Source organism: Acinetobacter sp. YK3, from assembly GCF_001729365.1.
GTDB lineage: Bacteria > Pseudomonadota > Gammaproteobacteria > Pseudomonadales > Moraxellaceae > Acinetobacter > Acinetobacter vivianii.
In genome coordinates this window covers 26,373-44,853 of the sequence record NZ_LZPJ01000134.1, presented here as the reverse complement: position 1 = coordinate 44,853, position 18,481 = coordinate 26,373, and the positions used below count along the sequence as shown (strand labels likewise).

8 protein-coding genes and 2 pseudogenes are annotated in these 18,481 nt (G+C 43.5%); 2 read left to right on the top strand and 8 right to left on the bottom strand.

The features are described from left to right. Positions 1 to 9: 9 nt before the first annotated feature. From A9Z07_RS16155 to rpsO, 4 genes are all read right to left on the bottom strand, one after another. Positions 10 to 1,233 carry a magnesium transporter CorA family protein gene (locus tag A9Z07_RS16155; RefSeq protein WP_069579843.1) on the bottom strand — a complete coding sequence of 408 codons (1,224 nt, stop codon included), beginning with the start codon at positions 1,231 to 1,233 and terminating at the stop codon, positions 10 to 12. A 130-nt stretch (positions 1,234 to 1,363) separates the two neighbouring features. Then, positions 1,364 to 2,683: a dicarboxylate/amino acid:cation symporter gene (locus A9Z07_RS16150; protein WP_005226497.1), complete on the bottom strand. Its 1,320-nt coding sequence runs from the start codon at positions 2,681 to 2,683 to the stop codon at positions 1,364 to 1,366. A gap of 260 nt (positions 2,684 to 2,943) precedes the next feature. Beyond that, positions 2,944 to 5,031, bottom strand: coding sequence for a polyribonucleotide nucleotidyltransferase (gene pnp / locus A9Z07_RS16145; RefSeq protein ID WP_171067053.1), 2,088 nt, complete (start codon positions 5,029 to 5,031; stop codon positions 2,944 to 2,946). A gap of 258 nt (positions 5,032 to 5,289) precedes the next feature. Beyond that, on the bottom strand, positions 5,290 to 5,559 hold the full coding sequence (gene rpsO, locus A9Z07_RS16140; protein ID WP_004774141.1) for a 30S ribosomal protein S15: 270 nt from the start codon (positions 5,557 to 5,559) through the stop codon (positions 5,290 to 5,292). Between the two features lie 238 nt (positions 5,560 to 5,797). Between rpsO and A9Z07_RS16135 the strand changes: the two genes are divergently transcribed. Continuing rightward, positions 5,798 to 7,096, top strand: a complete 1,299-nt coding sequence (locus A9Z07_RS16135; protein ID WP_069579842.1) for a serine hydrolase domain-containing protein — start codon at positions 5,798 to 5,800, stop codon at positions 7,094 to 7,096. A gap of 700 nt (positions 7,097 to 7,796) precedes the next feature. Here A9Z07_RS16135 and recD read toward each other — a convergent pair. Together recD and A9Z07_RS16125 are read right to left on the bottom strand one after the other, a co-directional pair. Then, positions 7,797 to 9,548: an exodeoxyribonuclease V subunit alpha gene (recD, locus tag A9Z07_RS16130; RefSeq protein WP_205634341.1), complete on the bottom strand. Its 1,752-nt coding sequence runs from the start codon at positions 9,546 to 9,548 to the stop codon at positions 7,797 to 7,799. A 99-nt stretch (positions 9,549 to 9,647) separates the two neighbouring features. After that, the gene (locus A9Z07_RS16125) at positions 9,648 to 13,361 is read right to left on the bottom strand and encodes a UvrD-helicase domain-containing protein (protein ID WP_069579840.1); all 3,714 of its coding nucleotides are present in this window, start codon (positions 13,359 to 13,361) and stop codon (positions 9,648 to 9,650) included. 215 nt (positions 13,362 to 13,576) lie between these two features. Between A9Z07_RS16125 and A9Z07_RS16120 the strand changes: the two genes are divergently transcribed. Next, positions 13,577 to 14,608: an OmpA family protein gene (locus A9Z07_RS16120; RefSeq protein ID WP_069579839.1), complete on the top strand. Its 1,032-nt coding sequence runs from the start codon at positions 13,577 to 13,579 to the stop codon at positions 14,606 to 14,608. 79 nt (positions 14,609 to 14,687) lie between these two features. On the opposite strand, the pseudogene A9Z07_RS18145 reads toward A9Z07_RS16120, so the two are convergent. Both A9Z07_RS18145 and A9Z07_RS16115 read right to left on the bottom strand, forming a co-directional pair. After that, a pseudogene (locus tag A9Z07_RS18145) lies at positions 14,688 to 15,797 on the bottom strand (exonuclease V subunit gamma); the annotation flags it as partial. A gap of 104 nt (positions 15,798 to 15,901) precedes the next feature. After that, a pseudogene (locus A9Z07_RS16115) lies at positions 15,902 to 18,389 on the bottom strand (exodeoxyribonuclease V subunit gamma); the annotation flags it as partial. Between the last annotated feature and the right edge of the window lie 92 nt (positions 18,390 to 18,481).

The following is an 18,481-nucleotide window of genomic DNA, read 5'->3' as shown; positions in this document are numbered from 1 at the left end:
CGAAATCTGTTATTTCAGCTTGGTCATTTTCTCCACTTCTTTTAGCGTTTGCTTAATCGGTTCGTAGTCCAGAAACCATAGCAAATTCAGATTACGCTGTTTATGTTGCTGTGCAAGCAAATCAATCACACTCCGTTCACCGCGCCCAACCAGATGCTGACGATAGAAATAATATAGCAGCAACACGGTACTCATCAGCATCACGCCCAGCATGATCCAGAATCCGACAGGTGATTTCAGCCCTGGAATAAACTCAAAGTTCATCCCGTATACACCCGTTAATAAGGTTAATGGCGCAAAAATGGCCGTAATAATCGCCAAGATGCGCATGTTTTCATTGGTTTGATTGGCAATCGCAGAAAAGTGCAAGTCGATAGCCGACTGAATCGCATTACGCAAACGTAAGGTATGTTTCTGTACCCGTTCGACATGGCTCATCAGGTCATTCAAGCGCACCAGCAAGATGTCTTGCGCCTTATGCTTATGCTCACCCACGACATGATGATAATTATCGACCAGTTCATCTCTAAACTCCTGCAAGGTTTCAATCTGCTCCTCACATAAATTTTCGATTTGCTGAAATGCCATGTCTTCATGGAATAACTGATGCCATTGCTTAAAACGACGATTCCCCTGTAACAACTGCTGCTGCCAATATTCAACCCGACGCGTTAACGGTGTGCGCAGATTCAAATAGCCATCAATCATACTATTCAGTAAGCGCAAGCAGAGATCTGCGGGTGTCGCAGGTAATTTACGTGGTTTATTCTGCTCGGCAATCAGACGTCCCATAATGGTCTGTAGACGCTGTATATAGCTTTCGACGGCCTGATTGCCCTGCTCGCGTACACTCACCAGAAATTGTGGCGTCAGGATAAAACTCATTGGCGTGGTGGCGAGCCCAAAAACACTCTCATGGGATTCCAGAACATTCTCACTTTCAAGAATTTGGTCATCTGGGCTAATTAACTTACGGAACACCAAGAGATCGTATTCTTCAACCGTATCAAAAGCACAAGGATGCTCAATATTGAGTAAATCGCGCATATGGAATTCATTCAAAACCAATCCCGTATGCCGACAAATATCGCTTTGCCACGTCTCGGTATGATTGACCAGATCTTGCCTTAAACTATCGACCCACAAAAATTCCAGCGCGTGTTCAGCTTGTTGTTCTGTACTAATAAAAATTGTATTTTCACTGTTATGGCGATAAAAATAATAAAGCTGCATAGGACAATATGAATTTGGATAGCTACTGAAATGCTGCCATGAAGCGTCGTAAAAAGCTATCGCTATTCAACCCGCTATTTCCTGCACAATAAAAAAGCCTCATACAGAGGCTTTTTTAACAGATAAAAGATTATGCATCTTCTTTAACGATACCGTGCTTTAACGCCAGATCGAGTTGTTCTTTATCTAATGCCTTATCCCATTTCGCAACTACGATAGTTGCACATGCATTCCCGACAAGGTTGGTCAATGCGCGACATTCAGACATGAAACGGTCAATACCTAAAATCAGCGCCATACCTGCAACTGGAATTGCGGGTACAACTGAAAGTGTAGCTGCCAAGGTAATGAAGCCTGCACCAGTGATCCCTGCTGCACCTTTAGAGCTCAGCATCGCCACCAATAAAATAGTGATCTGTTGAGTCAGCGTCAATTCGATATTACATGCCTGCGCAATAAACAAGGCTGCCAAGGTCATATAAATATTGGTACCATCCAGATTAAATGAATAGCCTGTCGGAATGACCAAGCCGACCACTGATTTTTCACAGCCCGCCTTTTCCATTTTCGCCATTAATGAAGGTAATGCTGCTTCAGATGAACTGGTACCGAGTACCAACCAGAGTTCATCTTTAATATAACGAATCAGATCAATAATCGAGAAGCCGTTATAACGTGCGACTGCACCCAGAATCACAATGACAAACAGTAAAGCCGTAATATAGAAGGTCGCAATCAGTAACATCAAATTACCAATCGAGCTAATCCCATACGCACCAATGGTAAAGGCCATTGCACCAAACGCACCAATCGGCGCGAACTTCATCAACATCCCAACCAAGGTGAAAACTGGATTGGTCAATTGTTGAAGAAAGTCTGTGACTGGACGGCCTAAATCACCTGATTTTGCCAAAGCCAAACCAAATAATACGGCGACGAATAGTACTTGAAGAATTTGTCCTGATACGAATGGGCTAACCAAAGTATCTGGAATAATATTCATTAAGAAGCCAGTAATCGAAGATTCATGCGCCTTAGCTGCATATTCATCGACTTTGGTGCTGTGCAAGGTACTTGGATCAATATTTAAACCATGACCTGGCTCAATCACATTTCCGACAATCAGACCCACAATCAAAGCCAAGGTTGAAAAGGTCAGGAAGTAAATCATTGCCTTCCCGGTAACTCGTCCAACACTTCCAATATTTTTCATCCCTGCGATCCCTGTTACAACCGTCAGGAAAATCACAGGAGCAATGATCATTTTCACCATTTTAATGAATGCTTCGCCTAATGGCTTCAAGCTTTCACCAAACTCAGGAAAGAAATGACCGAGTAGTATCCCCGCAACAATTGCGAAGATCACTTGTACATAGAGAATTTGATAGAACTTTGGTTTCTTGGGAGGTTGTTGGTCATCTTGACCTGCGGCTACATGATCGACAAGCATGTGCAATATTCCTTCATATTGAGATGAACAAATAGACTTCCGACTGTCTATCTAAAACCACATAAATACGGCAGGCACGGAAATTTGGGGAATTCTACGTTAGTTGTTGGGCTCAGATTTAAAGCATTAGACTAATGTCTAATATAAAGAAATTTTATGTTTACAGTTTCAACTTTTTATACTTATAACAATCATTAACTTAATAAAAAAAGCGCATTGTTTGTACAATGCGCTTTTTTTAGTCGAAAGACTGAGCTAGCTTATGCTTGCTCGATATCTTTCATTGTCAACTTGATACGACCACGGTTGTCGACATCAGCAACTTGTACTTTAACTTCCTGACCTTCTTTCAATACGTCAGTCACATTCGCAATACGCTCATTTGAGATTTGTGAAATGTGAAGAAGACCATCAGTACCCGGCATGATGTTGACGAATGCACCGAATTCTACAATACGGATTACTTTACCGTCATAGATCTTACCTGGTTCAACCTCAGCAGTAAGTGCTTGAATTTTTGCAATCGCAGCACGAGCAGCAGCTTTAGTTTCACCAAATACGCGAACTGTACCGTTATCTTCAATATCAATTGCAGCTTTAGTTTCTTCAGTAATGGCACGAATCGTTGCGCCGCCTTTACCAATCACATCACGGATCTTGTCTGGATTGATGTTAATCACTTCAAACGTCGGTGCATTCGCACTGATTTCTGCACGCGCACGTGAAATCACTTTATTCATTTCATTGAGGATGTGCATACGACCAGCAAATGCTTGGTTTAATGCAACCTCCATGATTTCTTCAGTGATACCTTCGATCTTGATATCCATTTGAAGTGCAGTAATACCGTTTGCAGAACCTGCGACTTTAAAGTCCATATCACCTAAGTGATCTTCATCACCCAAGATGTCAGAAAGTACTGCGAAACGCTCGCCTTCTTTCACTAAGCCCATTGCGATACCCGCAACTGGTGCTTTAAGTGGAACACCTGCATCCATAAGTGATAATGAAGCACCACATACAGAAGCCATTGAAGATGAACCGTTAGATTCAGTAATATCAGAAACGATACGAATTACGTATGGGAAGCGGTCAGCCGCTGGAAGAACAGCTTGAACACCACGACGTGCTAAACGGCCATGACCGATTTCACGACGCTTAGGGCCAGATTCACGACCTGTTTCACCTACAGAGTATGCAGGGAAGTTATAGTGCAACATGAAGTTGTCAGTTTTCGTACCTGAAAGGGTATCAACCATCAACGCATCACGCGTGTTACCTAAAGTTGTTGTAACCAACGCCTGAGTTTCACCACGCGTGAATAACGCAGAACCGTGTGCACGGTCTAATACGCCAACTTGTACGTCGATACCACGAACAGTTTTGGTATCACGACCATCAATACGCGGCTTACCAGACAAGATGTTGTCACGTACAGTACGGTATTTAAGGTCTTCAAATAATTCATTTACTTCGTCAGCAATACCAGTCTCGTCATTTTCAGGAACGAACTGAGCAACCGCTTCTGCATAAAGTGCATCAAGTGCCGCATAACGGTCTTGTTTGATTGCAATGGTATATGCTTCAGAAATCTTCGCTTCGAAAGCTGCTTTTAATTGCTCAAGAAGCACTTCGTTTTTGCTTGGAGCAACCCAAGTTGATTCAACTGCGCCCGCAGCAGCAGCAAATTCTTTAATCGCTTGAATTGCGATTTGCATTTCGTCATGACCGAAAAGAACAGCACCAAGCATTTGGTCTTCTGAAAGCTCTTTCGCTTCAGACTCAACCATTAATACTGCAGATTCAGTACCAGCAACGACCAGATCAAGATCAGATTGTGCAAGTTGTTCGAAGTTCGGGTTAAGAACGTATTCACCGTTAATTAAACCAACACGCGCACCACCGATTGGACCACGGAATGGTGTACCTGCAATTGACAATGCAGCAGATGTACCGAGCATTGCAGCAATATCGGCATCCATGGTTTTGTCAGAAGAAACAACAGTTGCTGTTACTTGAATCTCGTTGAAGTAACCTTCTGGGAACAACGGACGGATTGGACGGTCGATCAAACGTGAAATTAAAGTTTCAGCTTCAGAAGCACGACCTTCACGCTTACCGTAACCACCAGGGATACGACCAGCTGCATATTGTTTTTCTTGGTAGTTAACAGTCAACGGGAAAAAGTCTTGACCCGCTTTTGCTTTAGGTTGGGCAACAACTGCAACCAGAACAGTCACGCCACCCATGGTAACTAAAACTGTATTGGCTTGACGTGCAACACGACCCGTTTCTAAAACAACTTGATGTTGACCAAATTGAAATTCTTTACGAATGATATTAAACATTGACATGTATTATATTTTCCTAGTTTTATTCTAGTGAGACCCCTAAGGTTTGGCATTCAGACCACCACTAGCGTGTGGATAAATGACAAAGCTTAGAAGCCATCGCACTAGATCAAAAATTTTTAAATAAAAGTTAAACACAAAGAAGGAGCGAACAAGCGCCCCTTCTAAACTCACCTAACGGAAATTAGGCGAAACTCTCTTTTCAGCGATAAGGCATTGCAACATGCGAAATAGCGAAAACAAAGTAAAATCGAATTAACGACGTAAACCTAATGCGCCGATCAAAGCAACATAACGACCGTGATCTTTACCGTTTAAGTAGTCAAGTAATTTACGACGTTGGTTTACCATACGAATCAAACCACGACGGCTGTGATGGTCGTGTTTGTGTTCTTTAAAGTGACCTTGCAAATCATTGATTTGAGCAGACAATAAAGCAACTTGTACTTCAGGTGAACCAGTGTCGTTTTCAGCACGAGCAAATTTAGCGATGATCTCTGCGCGATCTGCGTTAGTTAAAGCCATTCGATTTCTCCGAGATGCTTAAAAAATAAAATGATATTGATCAGTTGAAAACAACTGACTGCCGTGCATCACTACAGCAAGGCGCTATTTTAAGTGATCTATCGCTATATTGCAAAATTGTTTTATGTTTGCTGGCATTTCGGCAGCTGACAGCATTGCACAAAATAGGCACACTACCCTTGCTCTGTTTAGATTCATGACAGAGGAAAAAAGAAAATGAAAAAATTGCGAGGGATGCGTGAAAATTTTATCAACCAATACTTGCTACGTTCCACATGACCTCAATCAGGTGATTCGCACCAAAGATGAAGTTTCGGCTGAATTGGGTGGCATGACAGAAAAGCAGATTCAAAAAATCTGGAGCAGTGTCGAAGCGCTCTATAAAACGGGGAATTATCCACTCATCACCTTATGTTTACGCCGACAGGGACAAATTCTGTTAAACCGTAGTATTGGTTATGCGCAAGGCAACTCGACGGAAGGCTTAGCACCTGATGCCAAGATTGCGACCCCAGATACACCTGTCTGCCTGTTTTCTGCATCTAAAATGGTAACAGCCATGTTAGTGCATATGCTGGATGAGCGTGGCGACCTGAATTTACTTGATCCGATTAGCTATTACATTCCTGAATATGGCGTCAATGGCAAACGCCGTGCCACGATTTTTCATTTGCTTTCGCATCGTGGGGGGATTCCACGTATTGATAGCGAAGTAACGCCAGAGCTGCTCTTTAATCAGGAAGAAATCTTAAAACTGCTTTATACCGCGAAACCAGTTTCCCCTTCAGGTACGCATCTTGCCTATCATGCCGTTACTGCCGGTTATATTCTGGGTGAAATCGTTCAACGCGTGACAGGACAAAGTGTTCGCGAATTCCTCGCAGAACACATCGAAAGACCGATGGACTTAGACTATTTCAACTATGGTTTAAAAGCTGAATATCGCGATGATGTTGCCTTGAACTATGCTACTGGGATTCATCCAAGCTTAGGCACAGATTTTTACCTCAACCATGTGTTAGGAGGTGGTCTGCAACTGGCGGTGGATGTCACCAATGATCATCGCTTTATGGATACGATTTGTCCTGCGGGTAACATTTATACCAGTGCTGAACAGGCGGGACGTTTTTTTGAAATGCTGCTCAGTGGTGGTGAATATCAAGGCAAGCAAATCATGAGTGAAAAAACCGTATTCCGCTCAACCTTGCCGACCTCTGGCATTAGTCTGGATCGAACCCTCTTGGCACCAATGCGCTATGCGCTGGGCCCAATGCTGGGTAGTAATCCTGTTGGCTTATTTGGTCCAATGACAGGTCAGGCGTTTGGTCATATCGGTTTCTCAAATATTTTGTGTTGGGCTGACCCTGAACGTGACATTAGTGTGTCATTGCTCACCACAGGTAAATCAGTCGTAGGTACACATCTGCCTGCACTGGCAAAAACGCTGTACCAGATCTCCACAAATTGTCCAAAAATTCCGAAAAATCAGCGCCGTTCACTGTTTGCGACAGATCGTACTGAGGCGGATCTGGTTTAGCACTTAAATTAGGACAAAACCTCAAAACAAAAAAAGCCCAAGTTCAACTTGGGCCCTTGCGCTGAGGTTTTATTATTATCATTTTGCTTTATTTTTCTTGTTAACTCTTCTTCTCCTTTCACATTCATACCCTCTGAATGATCTTACACACATCATTGTCTTTATTATCTCGTTCTTGTGTGTGCTGTTTCTATACTGACTATTCTGTCAGAATCAATTGTGGAGAAAAATAGCATTTTTCTTATCTCTGTGTAAGAAAAAACGTACAAGTCTGTATAACATTTAACTTAATAATAACAAAAAATTGTTCTACAACAGAATTCTCATTTCTTCTTTTTATCTAACTTGATTCAACGCACACAAAGTGACAAAAACATGAATATTCACGTTTTTGATTAGGTTATAGAAATAGATTGATGGTGAAAAATTTGATGTGCTGAAACAGTAAAAATAAAAAAGCCCTGTAGTCTCTCCCAAAACTACAAGGCTTAGCGGCTGTAAGTTTCCTCTCTTATCACTTACTTCACTGTAAGTTCGCTGTCATCACGACGTTATTATTATATTTTTGCGATTTACCTAGCTTTCCGTGCTAGGCTCTTTGTGGGTACATAATCTCAAAAAGCTTCAACTTGCTCTAGCGACAATATCTCGAATCTTTGTAAGCTTTTACTTACAAAAGCTCATATTTTGTAGAAAAAGTTCACAATATAACCAAATTGATCTTTTGCACTAAACCACTGCGGCGTACTGTCCGTGTTGTGAATGCCTGTTGTAGCGCATTTGGATCAGCCAAAATACTTACCACTTTTTTCGCCCGGGTGACCGCTGTATAGATCAGTTCCTGACTCAGTAATTTCTCCGCACTTGCATCCAGTACAATTGCGGTATGAGTAAATTCGGAACCTTGAGATTTATGGATCGTCAAGGCAAACGCAGTCTGCATATTTCGTGGTAAACGATGTGCTGCAATCCATTTGTTCAGGCTAGGGAAAAAGACTTCAAATTGCTGAGGTTGGGTTCTATGTTTGAAGCAAATCCCGATATCCCCATTGGAAATGCTGAGCTGGTAATCATTATAGGTCATCATCACTGGACGCCCGATATACCAGTCCCCTACGGCAATTTGTTTGAGTTGCTGGTTCAGCCATTGTTCAGCATGACGATTCAGCTGTTCAATCCCCAATTGTCCGTGGCGAATCGCGGTTAAAATACGATAGTCATCAAAGGCCTGAATCACCTGTGACGTATATTGCTCGGGTTCATCTGCCTTTAGATATGTTTTTAATGCCTCGACATAGCCTTGAAAACCATACATTAATTTCTGCTGTGCTGTCGTAATATCAGCCTCATTCTGTTCTGGCAGATATTCAAGCTGAATCAGGTCAGGCATATCTTTAGATAAGACCACTGCTTGTAAAGCTGTTGCTGGTACGATCTGGCTTTCCAGATTTTCCAATACAGAAACAGCTTCTGCCTGATTGTGCTGATCCTGAATAAATCTTGCCAGTTGTCCAATCTTGGCCTCTCCAGAGAAACGACGACTGGTTTGCAGTTGCACCCGATTCTCCGCCAGTGCAGGAACTTGCTGTAAATCTGCCAAGACTGACCCAACATCAACCGAAGCCAACTGATTGGCATCTCCCAATAAAATAATGCGGCAAGCATCAGGCACCGCTTCAAATAAGGCAGTTGCCAGATTTAAATCCAGCATTGATGCTTCGTCGACGACGATTACATCATAAGGTAAAGGTTGTTTCTGGTTAAAACGAGGAATCTGCCGATTACCCATGCCCAATAAACGATGCAAAGTTTGCGTATTCTGATGGCGTAATTCATCGGTAATCAGTCCCGAAGCCACCAGTTTTGGATCATTAAATGAGTTCTGTAATGCTTCCTGCATACGTTGTGCTGCTTTGCCTGTCGGGGCAGCCATGGCAATCCGAATATCAGGAATCATCTGATTCAGAGCAGCAATAATACGTGCCAACGTATAGGTTTTACCTGTACCCGGCCCGCCTGTAATAATACTCAGCCCTTGTTGCAACACCATTTTCAATGCCGCCTGCTGATATTCGTCACTCAGTAAGTCGTGATAATCCTCAGCTTGAATGCTCTGAATCGTTTGTCGCTTTAATCGACAAATCTGATGAGCGAGGCGTTGCTCTAGTTGCCAATATCGGTATAATGCCAAGCCCTGCTGATCATAGACGCACGGCGCCACCTGAGTGGTTGCAAGCTCACTAGAAACAGCAAGATCTCCGAGGGCTTCAAGCTGTAGTGGATTAACTTCAATACAACTATCGCCTTGCAAGCTGGCCTCAACCAGTTGCTGTAATACTTGTGCAGCGCCAACGGATTGCGATGATTGAGAAAATGTTGCTTGTGTGAGGTAGTTACTCCACATATTCAACCAAGTCATTTGCTCAGGCTGATTATCCACTAGCTTGTCCACAGAGTTATCCTCAAACTTACCCACACGCTTGTCCACAAGGTTATAAACATATTTATCCACATGATAAGTTTTTGTTTAGTTTAGCTTCATACATTTTATCTACACCATTTTTCCAGCTTTATCCTCAGAGAAATATCCAAGAATTGCATCCAAACGCAAGATAAATTCGTCCTCAGGTTTCCAGTACAGACAGCCTTGTTGTTCTTGCCCATTCATCCCACGTAAATATAAATAAGATGCCCCACCCAAATGCTGCTCTATGCTGTAGTTCTGCAATTTCACGCCCAGATAACGGTGCAACGCGACCAGATATAAAGCCGCTTGTAGCCAATAACTAGAGATCGACATACTTTCTGCAATCTGCTCATGTTGATAATCGGCTTGGTCCGTACCTAAATAATTACTTTTATAATCGGCGATATGGTAACGCTGACCATCGAAGTAAACCAAATCGATTGAACCATTCAGATAACGGGCAGACTTGGCCTCAAGCAGTTCAGGCATCTGTATCTCATATTCTTCAAACAGTTGCTGCACACGCTGCATTGCCAGCACCCGATCCGATAACGCCAGATAGAATGGACATTCCGATAGATATTGCCCCGCGAGCAGTTGCTTTAATTGAAAGCCCTGATTCAGTGGCGTTACCAGTACATCCTGTAACCATGCCGCAATCCATTCATACAGTTGCTGTTCTGGTTGCTCCTGCTCTGGAAAGTGCTGTTGATATTGTTCGAGTAAATCGCCCCATAAACTTTGATAGGTATTTTTAAAACGACGGCGAATTTCCTCAATCCACGTTTCTGGTCGCTGAAAATCAATCTGCTCAAAAATCTCATGCAGAAAGTTGCCCGCCAGCGTGCCTTTAGGAAAGTATTGCTTAATCCATGCGATCGGTTGAGAGGTCGCTAAACTCTGATTACTGGCAAGATTGAGTTCATCTTCGGCCTGTTCAAAATCGGGGTCGATATTTGCCAGTCGGTCAACGCGATTGGCCTTGTGCTTTAGATGCTGCGCCAGATAACTGAAACTGGTCTTGCCACGTGCATAAAAGCGTTGCTCAGGTAAAGGCTGGGCAGCAAGCGGGAGCTTTTGTTTGTCCTGCTGATGATAGGCGGCATACGGTCGTTCAAGTACCAAAGCCTCATCTGCACAACAAGGATGCTGAAACGGCTCACCCTGATTTTTCCAGAATGCCAGACCAGAAAACTTATTTTTATCCCCTTTTTCAGGTTCAAATACCGCATAAACCCGATGGCTGGCACGCGTCAGTGCCACATACCATAAACGGTTTTGTTCAGCTAATGCGCGTTGCTGATGTTGATCTAGCTCAGCCTGCTGTAGAAAGTTTTTATCTGCGACAGCAACCACCCGTTGGGTACGAATCTGCCCTGTTTCTGGATGCTGAATCTCGGCAGTCGAAAAGTTTAAACTTTTCTGCATTTCAGCAAAGGCTTTGTTGGCACCAAGCAGAAACACGATTTTATATTCCAGCCCTTTGGACTGATGAATCGTCATCAACTGTACACCGGCTTCACTGGACAGCTTATGTTCTAGCTCCCATTCACGATCACTAGGCGAATGCAGTTGTTTGAGATACCAGTGATACAGATTTTGTATACCTTGCACATGTTCGCTATGCTGACTCAGAATATCGGTGAGATGACGTAAATTGACCACCGCACGCTCATTATCCTTACTTTGCGTTGCCACCAGTTGCTGCCAGATGCCAAACTGGTTTAAACAACGTTGCCACGCCGCCAGAAAACCTTGATTGAGCCACATTTCCCGTATTTCATCCAGTTGCTGGATATAAGCACTTAAGCCTTCTGGACTTTGCTCAAGCGTCAACAAACGGGTTAAGTCAAAGCCAAATAAACGACTCAGCAAGGCACGCTTTAATTTGGCCTCATCATAAGGATTGAGAATGGCCGTTAATAACGCCCCGATATCCTGTGCAATGGCTGAATCAAAAACACTGCGTTTGGAAGGACGGTTGACCCGAATCCCCAAACGTTCCAATACGTATTGCACTTCATCGAGTTGGCGATGGCTACGGGAGAGTACCGCAATATCATCTTCGCAAATGGCTTGAGGGGCCTCACCCTCCAAATACAGTTGTGTTGCATGCGCCTGATTGAGCAGGGTCTGTATTTTCCAGGCCACTTGGGTCGCTTGTTCATTACCATCCTGTAGCTGCAACCAGCGTAATGGTGCGGGATTGATCTGGTTATTTTCAATCAAGGCAGGATGTGGACGCGATCCCGCCTGAATCGGGTCATACAATACCTGCTCACCAAAATCAGTCTGTCGCTGGAACAAGACATCCACCACCTCGACCAGCTCTTTCACTGAACGATGGTTATGAATCAGCTTATAGACACGCCCCTGCTTGGCCATAATATCCTGATGGGCATTCAGGAACGTCAGCATATCGCCCCCACGGAAACCATAAATGGCCTGTTTACGATCCCCGACCATGATCATGCAGCCCTTTTTATAGCGCTGTGGATGTCGCCAGATACTGGCTAACATATCATCCTGATCTTGGTTCGTATCCTGAAACTCATCCACCAGAATCAGCGGATAACGTGCCTGTACAAATACGGCAAAACGTTGTCCCTGCTCGCCCTTTAATGCTTCAGACAAGGTTTTAATTTGCTGGGAAAATGTGGTTTCGCCCTTTTGCTGCAATACTTGTGGCAGCCTTTTTTTGACCTCAATACACAGATAGGCCTTTAGATAAACCTGTAATTGTTCAAATTGTTGCTGGGTTTGTTGTAATGCCTGACCAAGCGTCTGTAACTGCAATATTGCGGGATGCTGATAAAACCCATCGCTAATATCTGCAGGACATTTCTTAAAAATTTTCTGATTATCGAGCTTGTCTAAAAATTTGAATAAGGCATCGCGATCTGCTTCAAAATAAGCATCAAAAACCTGTATCGATGCAGGTTGCTTTAAAGCATTTAATAGCGCAGGACAATGCACTGTAAACAGCTTATTAAAAGCATGGTTGCGGAAAGACGTACCATTAATATGGGAATAATGCGCGCCATCCAGATGAAAATATTCAGCCAGCTCAGCCAATTCAATCTGTTCAGCTTGCTGCTGCCATTGCTGTAATTGCGCCAGTTCAATCTCAGGCATGACTGGCAATTTAAATTGAGCCGAACTAAAGTTGAGAGAACTCTCGACCATCGAGACAAAATGGTCGACACTCTTGAGACCGCCTACGCTATAAAGTGCATCAATCACTTGTTGTGGTTGAGCCTGAATCCACTCACGCAACACATCATGAATTAATTGACGAGTATAGCTTTTTGCATCATCAGTAATCTGTGCCGCTTCGATCTTGCCACTTTCAAAAGCAAACTCTCTGAGCAACTTCTGGCTAAAGCTGTCTAGGGTTCCGACAAATAACTCATCTAACTGATCAATCACAAGTTTCAAGCGTTCACAGGCGTAGGCAATACGAGGTGCAAAAGTCTGTAAAACCTGCTGTTTGAGCGGATCCGACTCTTGTACAGCCAATGCCTGAATATCCTGTTCCAGCACTGTACGTAACGGTTCCAGATATTGCTGCATCTCCACCAGACGTAAACGGATACGGCTTTTTAACTCGGCAGCGGCTGCACGGGTAAAGGTGGTTGCAATGACCTGATTAGGCAGATATTTCTCCAAGAAAATACGCACCATCAAGCTAGACAGTGTATAAGTCTTGCCTGTCCCCGCTGAGGCTTCAATCAGATGTAGACCTTCGAATTGAATATCCCGAATCGGTTGAAAAGACGTATTTTCTATAGATGACATAAGCCCCATACTCTGAAACTAAAACGATGCGCGAAGGCATAGCAATCATTTTTAATCATAACTGATTGTATTCGAACTTTCACAGCCGTTGTGCTGAGTCCACATCTCTCCGAATAGATGTTATACATCTATATTTCATCGTATTTCAGGATCTATCGCGATGAATATAGACGATACAGGATATGCAATAAATAAATTCGAAGGACAATAAATCTATGAAAAATATTATCTTTCTATCTGTCATTATTGGGGCAACTTTAGTTAGTGGATGTAGCAAGTCAAATAATAGCTCGACAGCCCCGAATCATAGCGACACAGCAGATACAACAAAAGATGACATTTCAGGTCATGATGACACAAATCACTCATCCAATACTTTTGCTATTCAAAACATCCCAATCTCAACCCATCAGTTTGGAGAATTTCCCTTTTTTAATCTTCCTGCAGGGTTGATCACCACTAACCCACCGATTCAACGTAAATATGACATCGTCTACTTTCCTATTAGCGGAGTGATGACGCCCATCGAAGGCCGTGTATGGAAATCTCATATTTCTCTAGAGAAACCAGAAAATGGGGGCTGGTCTCTGCCTTACTTCTTAAAAAGTTACGATGATGCAGTCACTGCGGTCGGCGGGAAAAAGATATTTGACGGAAAAATCACAGATCAGGAATATAAGCGCTATCACGATCAGGCACCCTATTTAGGTGAAGATGGCTCGATTGGCTACGCGGATCAGGACATTAGAGTCTATATTATTCGTAGGCCAGATGGCGATGACATCTACCTTCAACTGACTGGCGATACTGCTTCTGGTCGCGTCAACATTTTACAAGAAAAGCCATTTAAACAGACCATCACATTACTCCAGTCAGAGGAGATCCAGCAACAACTGGAAGATACAGGTAAAGCCATTCTGTATATCAATTTCGACAGCAATAAAGCGACCTTAAAACCTGAAGGTATGGTCAGTATTCAAGAGATCAGGGAAGTACTCGATAAAGATCCTCAACTTAAGCTTGAAATACAGGGCTATACAGATGATATAGGCAGCGCTGAGCATAACCAGATGTTGAGTCAGGCACGTGCAGAAGCTGTCAAGAATGAGCTTGTTAGAGCCAACATTTCATCTGATCGGCTTCAGGCAACAGGCTTTGGACAGACTAAACCGATTGCAGATAATCAGACTGAGCAAGGAAAAGCGAAGAATAGACGGGTCGAGCTGGTCAAACTCAATGCTGACTAACAGTCCCCATACTCCAACGCTTGTTGATATAGGACAATCAAGATATTCCTACACTCAGCAAGCGGGTGTTGTCGATGTGCTATTCCACACGTAAAAATTCAAAAATAGGCTGGTACAAGCGATAGGAATAGTGATCACAAGCATATTGCAATAACGCGACTGCATCCTGTTCTTGCAAAATAAACTGCCAGTCCCGATGTAACTTACAGGCTTCATTCTGGGTCATATCAAAGCCAGAGAAATCGCCTGTGTCATTCCAGTCTTTCAGCACCTGCTTTTGACTGTCTTCCACGAACACCTGCTTTGAATCCAGTTCAAACCATTCGTATTGCTTGGCTTTTTCCAGTGGCTTTAATATCAAGGCCGCAGGTAAAACCACAGGCTGTTGTTGTGCAGTTTGCCAAAGTTCCAGCCACGCCTGTAAATAAGTCTGTGCTTGCTGGGAACTCAAGCCTTCACAAATCATCGTCTGATCACTAAACACCACGATACGGCGTTTTTCAGTTGCAGCCTCATGATTCAATACCGTGAGCCACAACAGATACTCCAGCCAGACCTTGGCAAGACGCTTGGCACGTGCGCTTGAGGCATCCAGACTAATCCAGTCCTGCCCAATGTGTTTCGGGGTCATACAACCGATCTGTAAATGTTTCGACACCCGCCAAACACGCTGTGTGGTTTCTGTCGGCGCTGGGGCATATTGCTGCAAACGTTCCAGTAAACGCTGTTGCTCTAAGCGGCTTTGCTGCCAGGCACTTTGCTTGACTTTGCCTACAGGCAACTGATCTTGTAATAACTGAGGTGAGGTCTTGTCATCATGCTGCTGTAAAAAATGACGAATGGCATATTTACCCAAGCCATCTAGCAATAAAGGCTCAGTTTGATCAACGAGTTCTGTTGCACTCAGGTTTTCTACACCCAAAGTTTTTAAGTACAAACGGGCTGGAAAAGTAACATCCTGAATCCATTGCTGACCATCTAAAATCAGCATTTCATTATTTTCAACGGGATAAACGGTATTGACCCAAGCCGCTCGTTCGCCTTTTTCCTGCTGGATTTGCGAAGCAACTTTAAACCATTGATCTTGAAAACGAATATGGCCTTGTTCTGCCATAAAGCCTAATGGATCAAAGGGTTGTAAGCGATGAATATAGAAAAGTGGATACAACTGTGTCGGGAGTTGCAAGGCTGCAAATTCTTTAGAAAAATCCTCCACCATCCCCGAGTCACCCTTTTTTAAAGATGGGCTGAGAGAAATTTCTCCCAATGAAGTCTCTTCCTCTGAGAGAGATTTAGAGAGGGGTGGCTTTATAATCAGTGCCAAATGATCACGGAAATTTTGTAACACACTGGATGGCTCTCGTACTTCACCATCATTCACATCAAAACCATTATAGAATAACCATAATTGTTCCTGCGCCAACAAGACTGCATCTAAAAAAGCCCCCTGATCATCTTCTAGACGAGAACGATCCCCCAATTGCTGACGTAACGCATCCATCAAATCAAAAGGAATATGACTATCACGATTTGGAAATTTTCCTGTATCCAGATTCAACATCACAATCAGTCGATAAGGAATTGGCCGAATCTGACCGATCTGGCTAAAGGTAATTTGCCCTGTGGGTTCAACCTGTGCTGACTGGCTTTCCAAGGTCCGTTGAATTTCTTCAATGATATAAGGCAGGGGCAAAGAAATCTGGCGTAACTGGCTTTCCATATCTTCATAATAACTTGCCAGCGTCAGCATACGTTCCTGCTTCTGAATAATCTCACGCACAGCTTTTAAGGCCACAATATCCGCCTGCTCAAACTCCTGAACATCTGCTTTCAGGCGTTTTAGCCATGTCTCTACCGGTAAGCGCTGGCCCTGCTCATGTGCCACCAGCCAGTGACGTCGCACCGACAAATCCTGATATATCTGGATCAAAATACCAATCAGTTCAAAATCACTTGGTTGCACCCCTGTATAACTTAAAGTTTGCTGCACCATTACATGCGCAGGCACGGCAATGCCTAAAGCCAAACGATCTAAAGCAAACTTAAAGCTATAGCGGTAGTCTTGATCATCGGCACTTAAACTGTGCTTGAGATGCTCCTCATCCAGACCGCGTTTAAAACCCGCTTCATTGAGTAAGGTCAGGATGCATTGTGCCTGACTATAATCCAGTCCATAACGCTGTTGGGTTGCTGATAGATTCAACCAGTCAGCAAAATCATCTTGCGTCATTCGGGTTTGCGTCAGTTGCAAACGCCCTAGCACTGCCCGCCAAGCATTCAGTGCATCGAGCTGGGCCACACCTGCAATTTTAACGGGTAAGAACACATCATGCTCATTGGGCACTGCAGGAAAAACACTACGAATCAGCGGCTCAAGCTCAGCCAGATTCGGGGTAAGAATCAGAATATCGTTGGGACGACGTGGTGATGAATCTGACTGGGAAAGCCAATGTAAGAGCTGTTCTTTTAACACCTCCAGCTGTCTGAGGCTCGAATGACAGACATGGAACTGAACCGATTTATCCTCGGCTGCCAGTTCATATTGCTCAGGTAATGGCTCTGCCAGATAGAAAATATCCGACTGGATTTTACCCAGTAAGGTCTCGGGAAAATAATCTTCAAATGCATCGACCCATTTCCCCTCCTCGCCCGTTGCAAGTTGTGATAACAAGGAAAAGTGATCACGCGCCTGCTTGCCTAAACGGGTGAGTAAAGGATGACGAGATTCACGATTTAGAGCATTAAAACCTAAACTAAAACGCTCAAAAAAAGCAGTAATTTCTGCATCGGTTGCCTTGGGATGCTTGGCAATAAAACGTTCTTTCACACCCAAGTCATAACGTTGCTTCCACAAGGGATCGACACTATCCGCCCAATATTCTTGTGAAGGGTTATAGTGCAAAATCACCACATCCAGATATTGACCTAAACGGCGTAAAAACTGCAGCTGGCTGGGTGGCAAATCAAGCACCGTAAAAACGATCACCTGATTCGGTAATTGTGCTAAAGCTTTTGCCCGTGTCTGCTCATTGTCTAAAGTCTTCCAGAAATCAGCATCAATTCCCTGCATTTCAATAAAATCATCATGGAAATAGTTTTGCCATAACCAGCGTTGCCACGCTTCCAGTTGTTCGGTCTGGGTTAGGCTAAAGGCTGAGGTCTGCTGATCCGTCTTGGCGATCAGCTGTTCAATATCCAGTGCTTTATTCTGTCCCCAAGTCGAGAGCCAGTTCGTTGTGCAACTGCATTCACTGCGACAGCCTTTTTGACAATGACCGCGATAAATCATGTAGTTATTAAAGAGTTGCGACACCTGCTCCGCCACCCAATACAACATGCTCTGCTTTTTTAACTGTTTTTCTGTGCCCTGCGGTAATTGGGCCGCACTGTCATAAATGCGCTGCACAATCGAATATAAAGGATGATCTGTAGCAAGATCGAGCTGATCAGCACGGATAAAGGGCTGTAAGGCTTGGTGAATACGCCATTTTAAAATTAATCGTGGAATATTGGCCTTTCGCACCTGCTCTTTATTTTCAAGCACCTGCTGATAGGCGTACCACTGAAAACCACGAATACGCTGATGAAACTGATAATTGGCGGTCATGCCTTGCTGTTCAGCAATTTTTTGTGTTAACCATTGTTCTTGTGCAGGACTCGGGACAATAAAATGCTGGGTTTTAAACACCTGAAAAGGTGAATCACTGGGCTGGGTAATTGATGCCATCACGCCTTGTAATAACACTTCAAGACGTTGACTTTGAATAACATGAATACCCATGTATTAATATAACCTCATCAAAAAATGATCATTTTGTTGCACGAAAACGTCCATAATAGTCACTATACAACATTCAACTTCATATCATGAAG

Excerpts from the sequence above, each read along its gene's own strand:
- A9Z07_RS16155 (WP_069579843.1), bottom strand. The coding sequence starts at position 1,233 with ATGCAGCTTTATTATTTTTATCGCCATAACAGTGAAAATACAATTTTT.
- rpsO (WP_004774141.1), bottom strand. The coding sequence starts at position 5,559 with ATGGCTTTAACTAACGCAGATCGCGCAGAGATCATCGCTAAATTTGCT.
- A9Z07_RS16125 (WP_069579840.1), bottom strand. The coding sequence starts at position 13,361 with ATGTCATCTATAGAAAATACGTCTTTTCAACCGATTCGGGATATTCAA.
- A9Z07_RS16150 (WP_005226497.1), bottom strand. The coding sequence starts at position 2,683 with ATGCTTGTCGATCATGTAGCCGCAGGTCAAGATGACCAACAACCTCCC.
- pnp (WP_171067053.1), bottom strand. The coding sequence starts at position 5,031 with ATGTTTAATATCATTCGTAAAGAATTTCAATTTGGTCAACATCAAGTT.
- A9Z07_RS16120 (WP_069579839.1), top strand. The coding sequence starts at position 13,577 with ATGAAAAATATTATCTTTCTATCTGTCATTATTGGGGCAACTTTAGTT.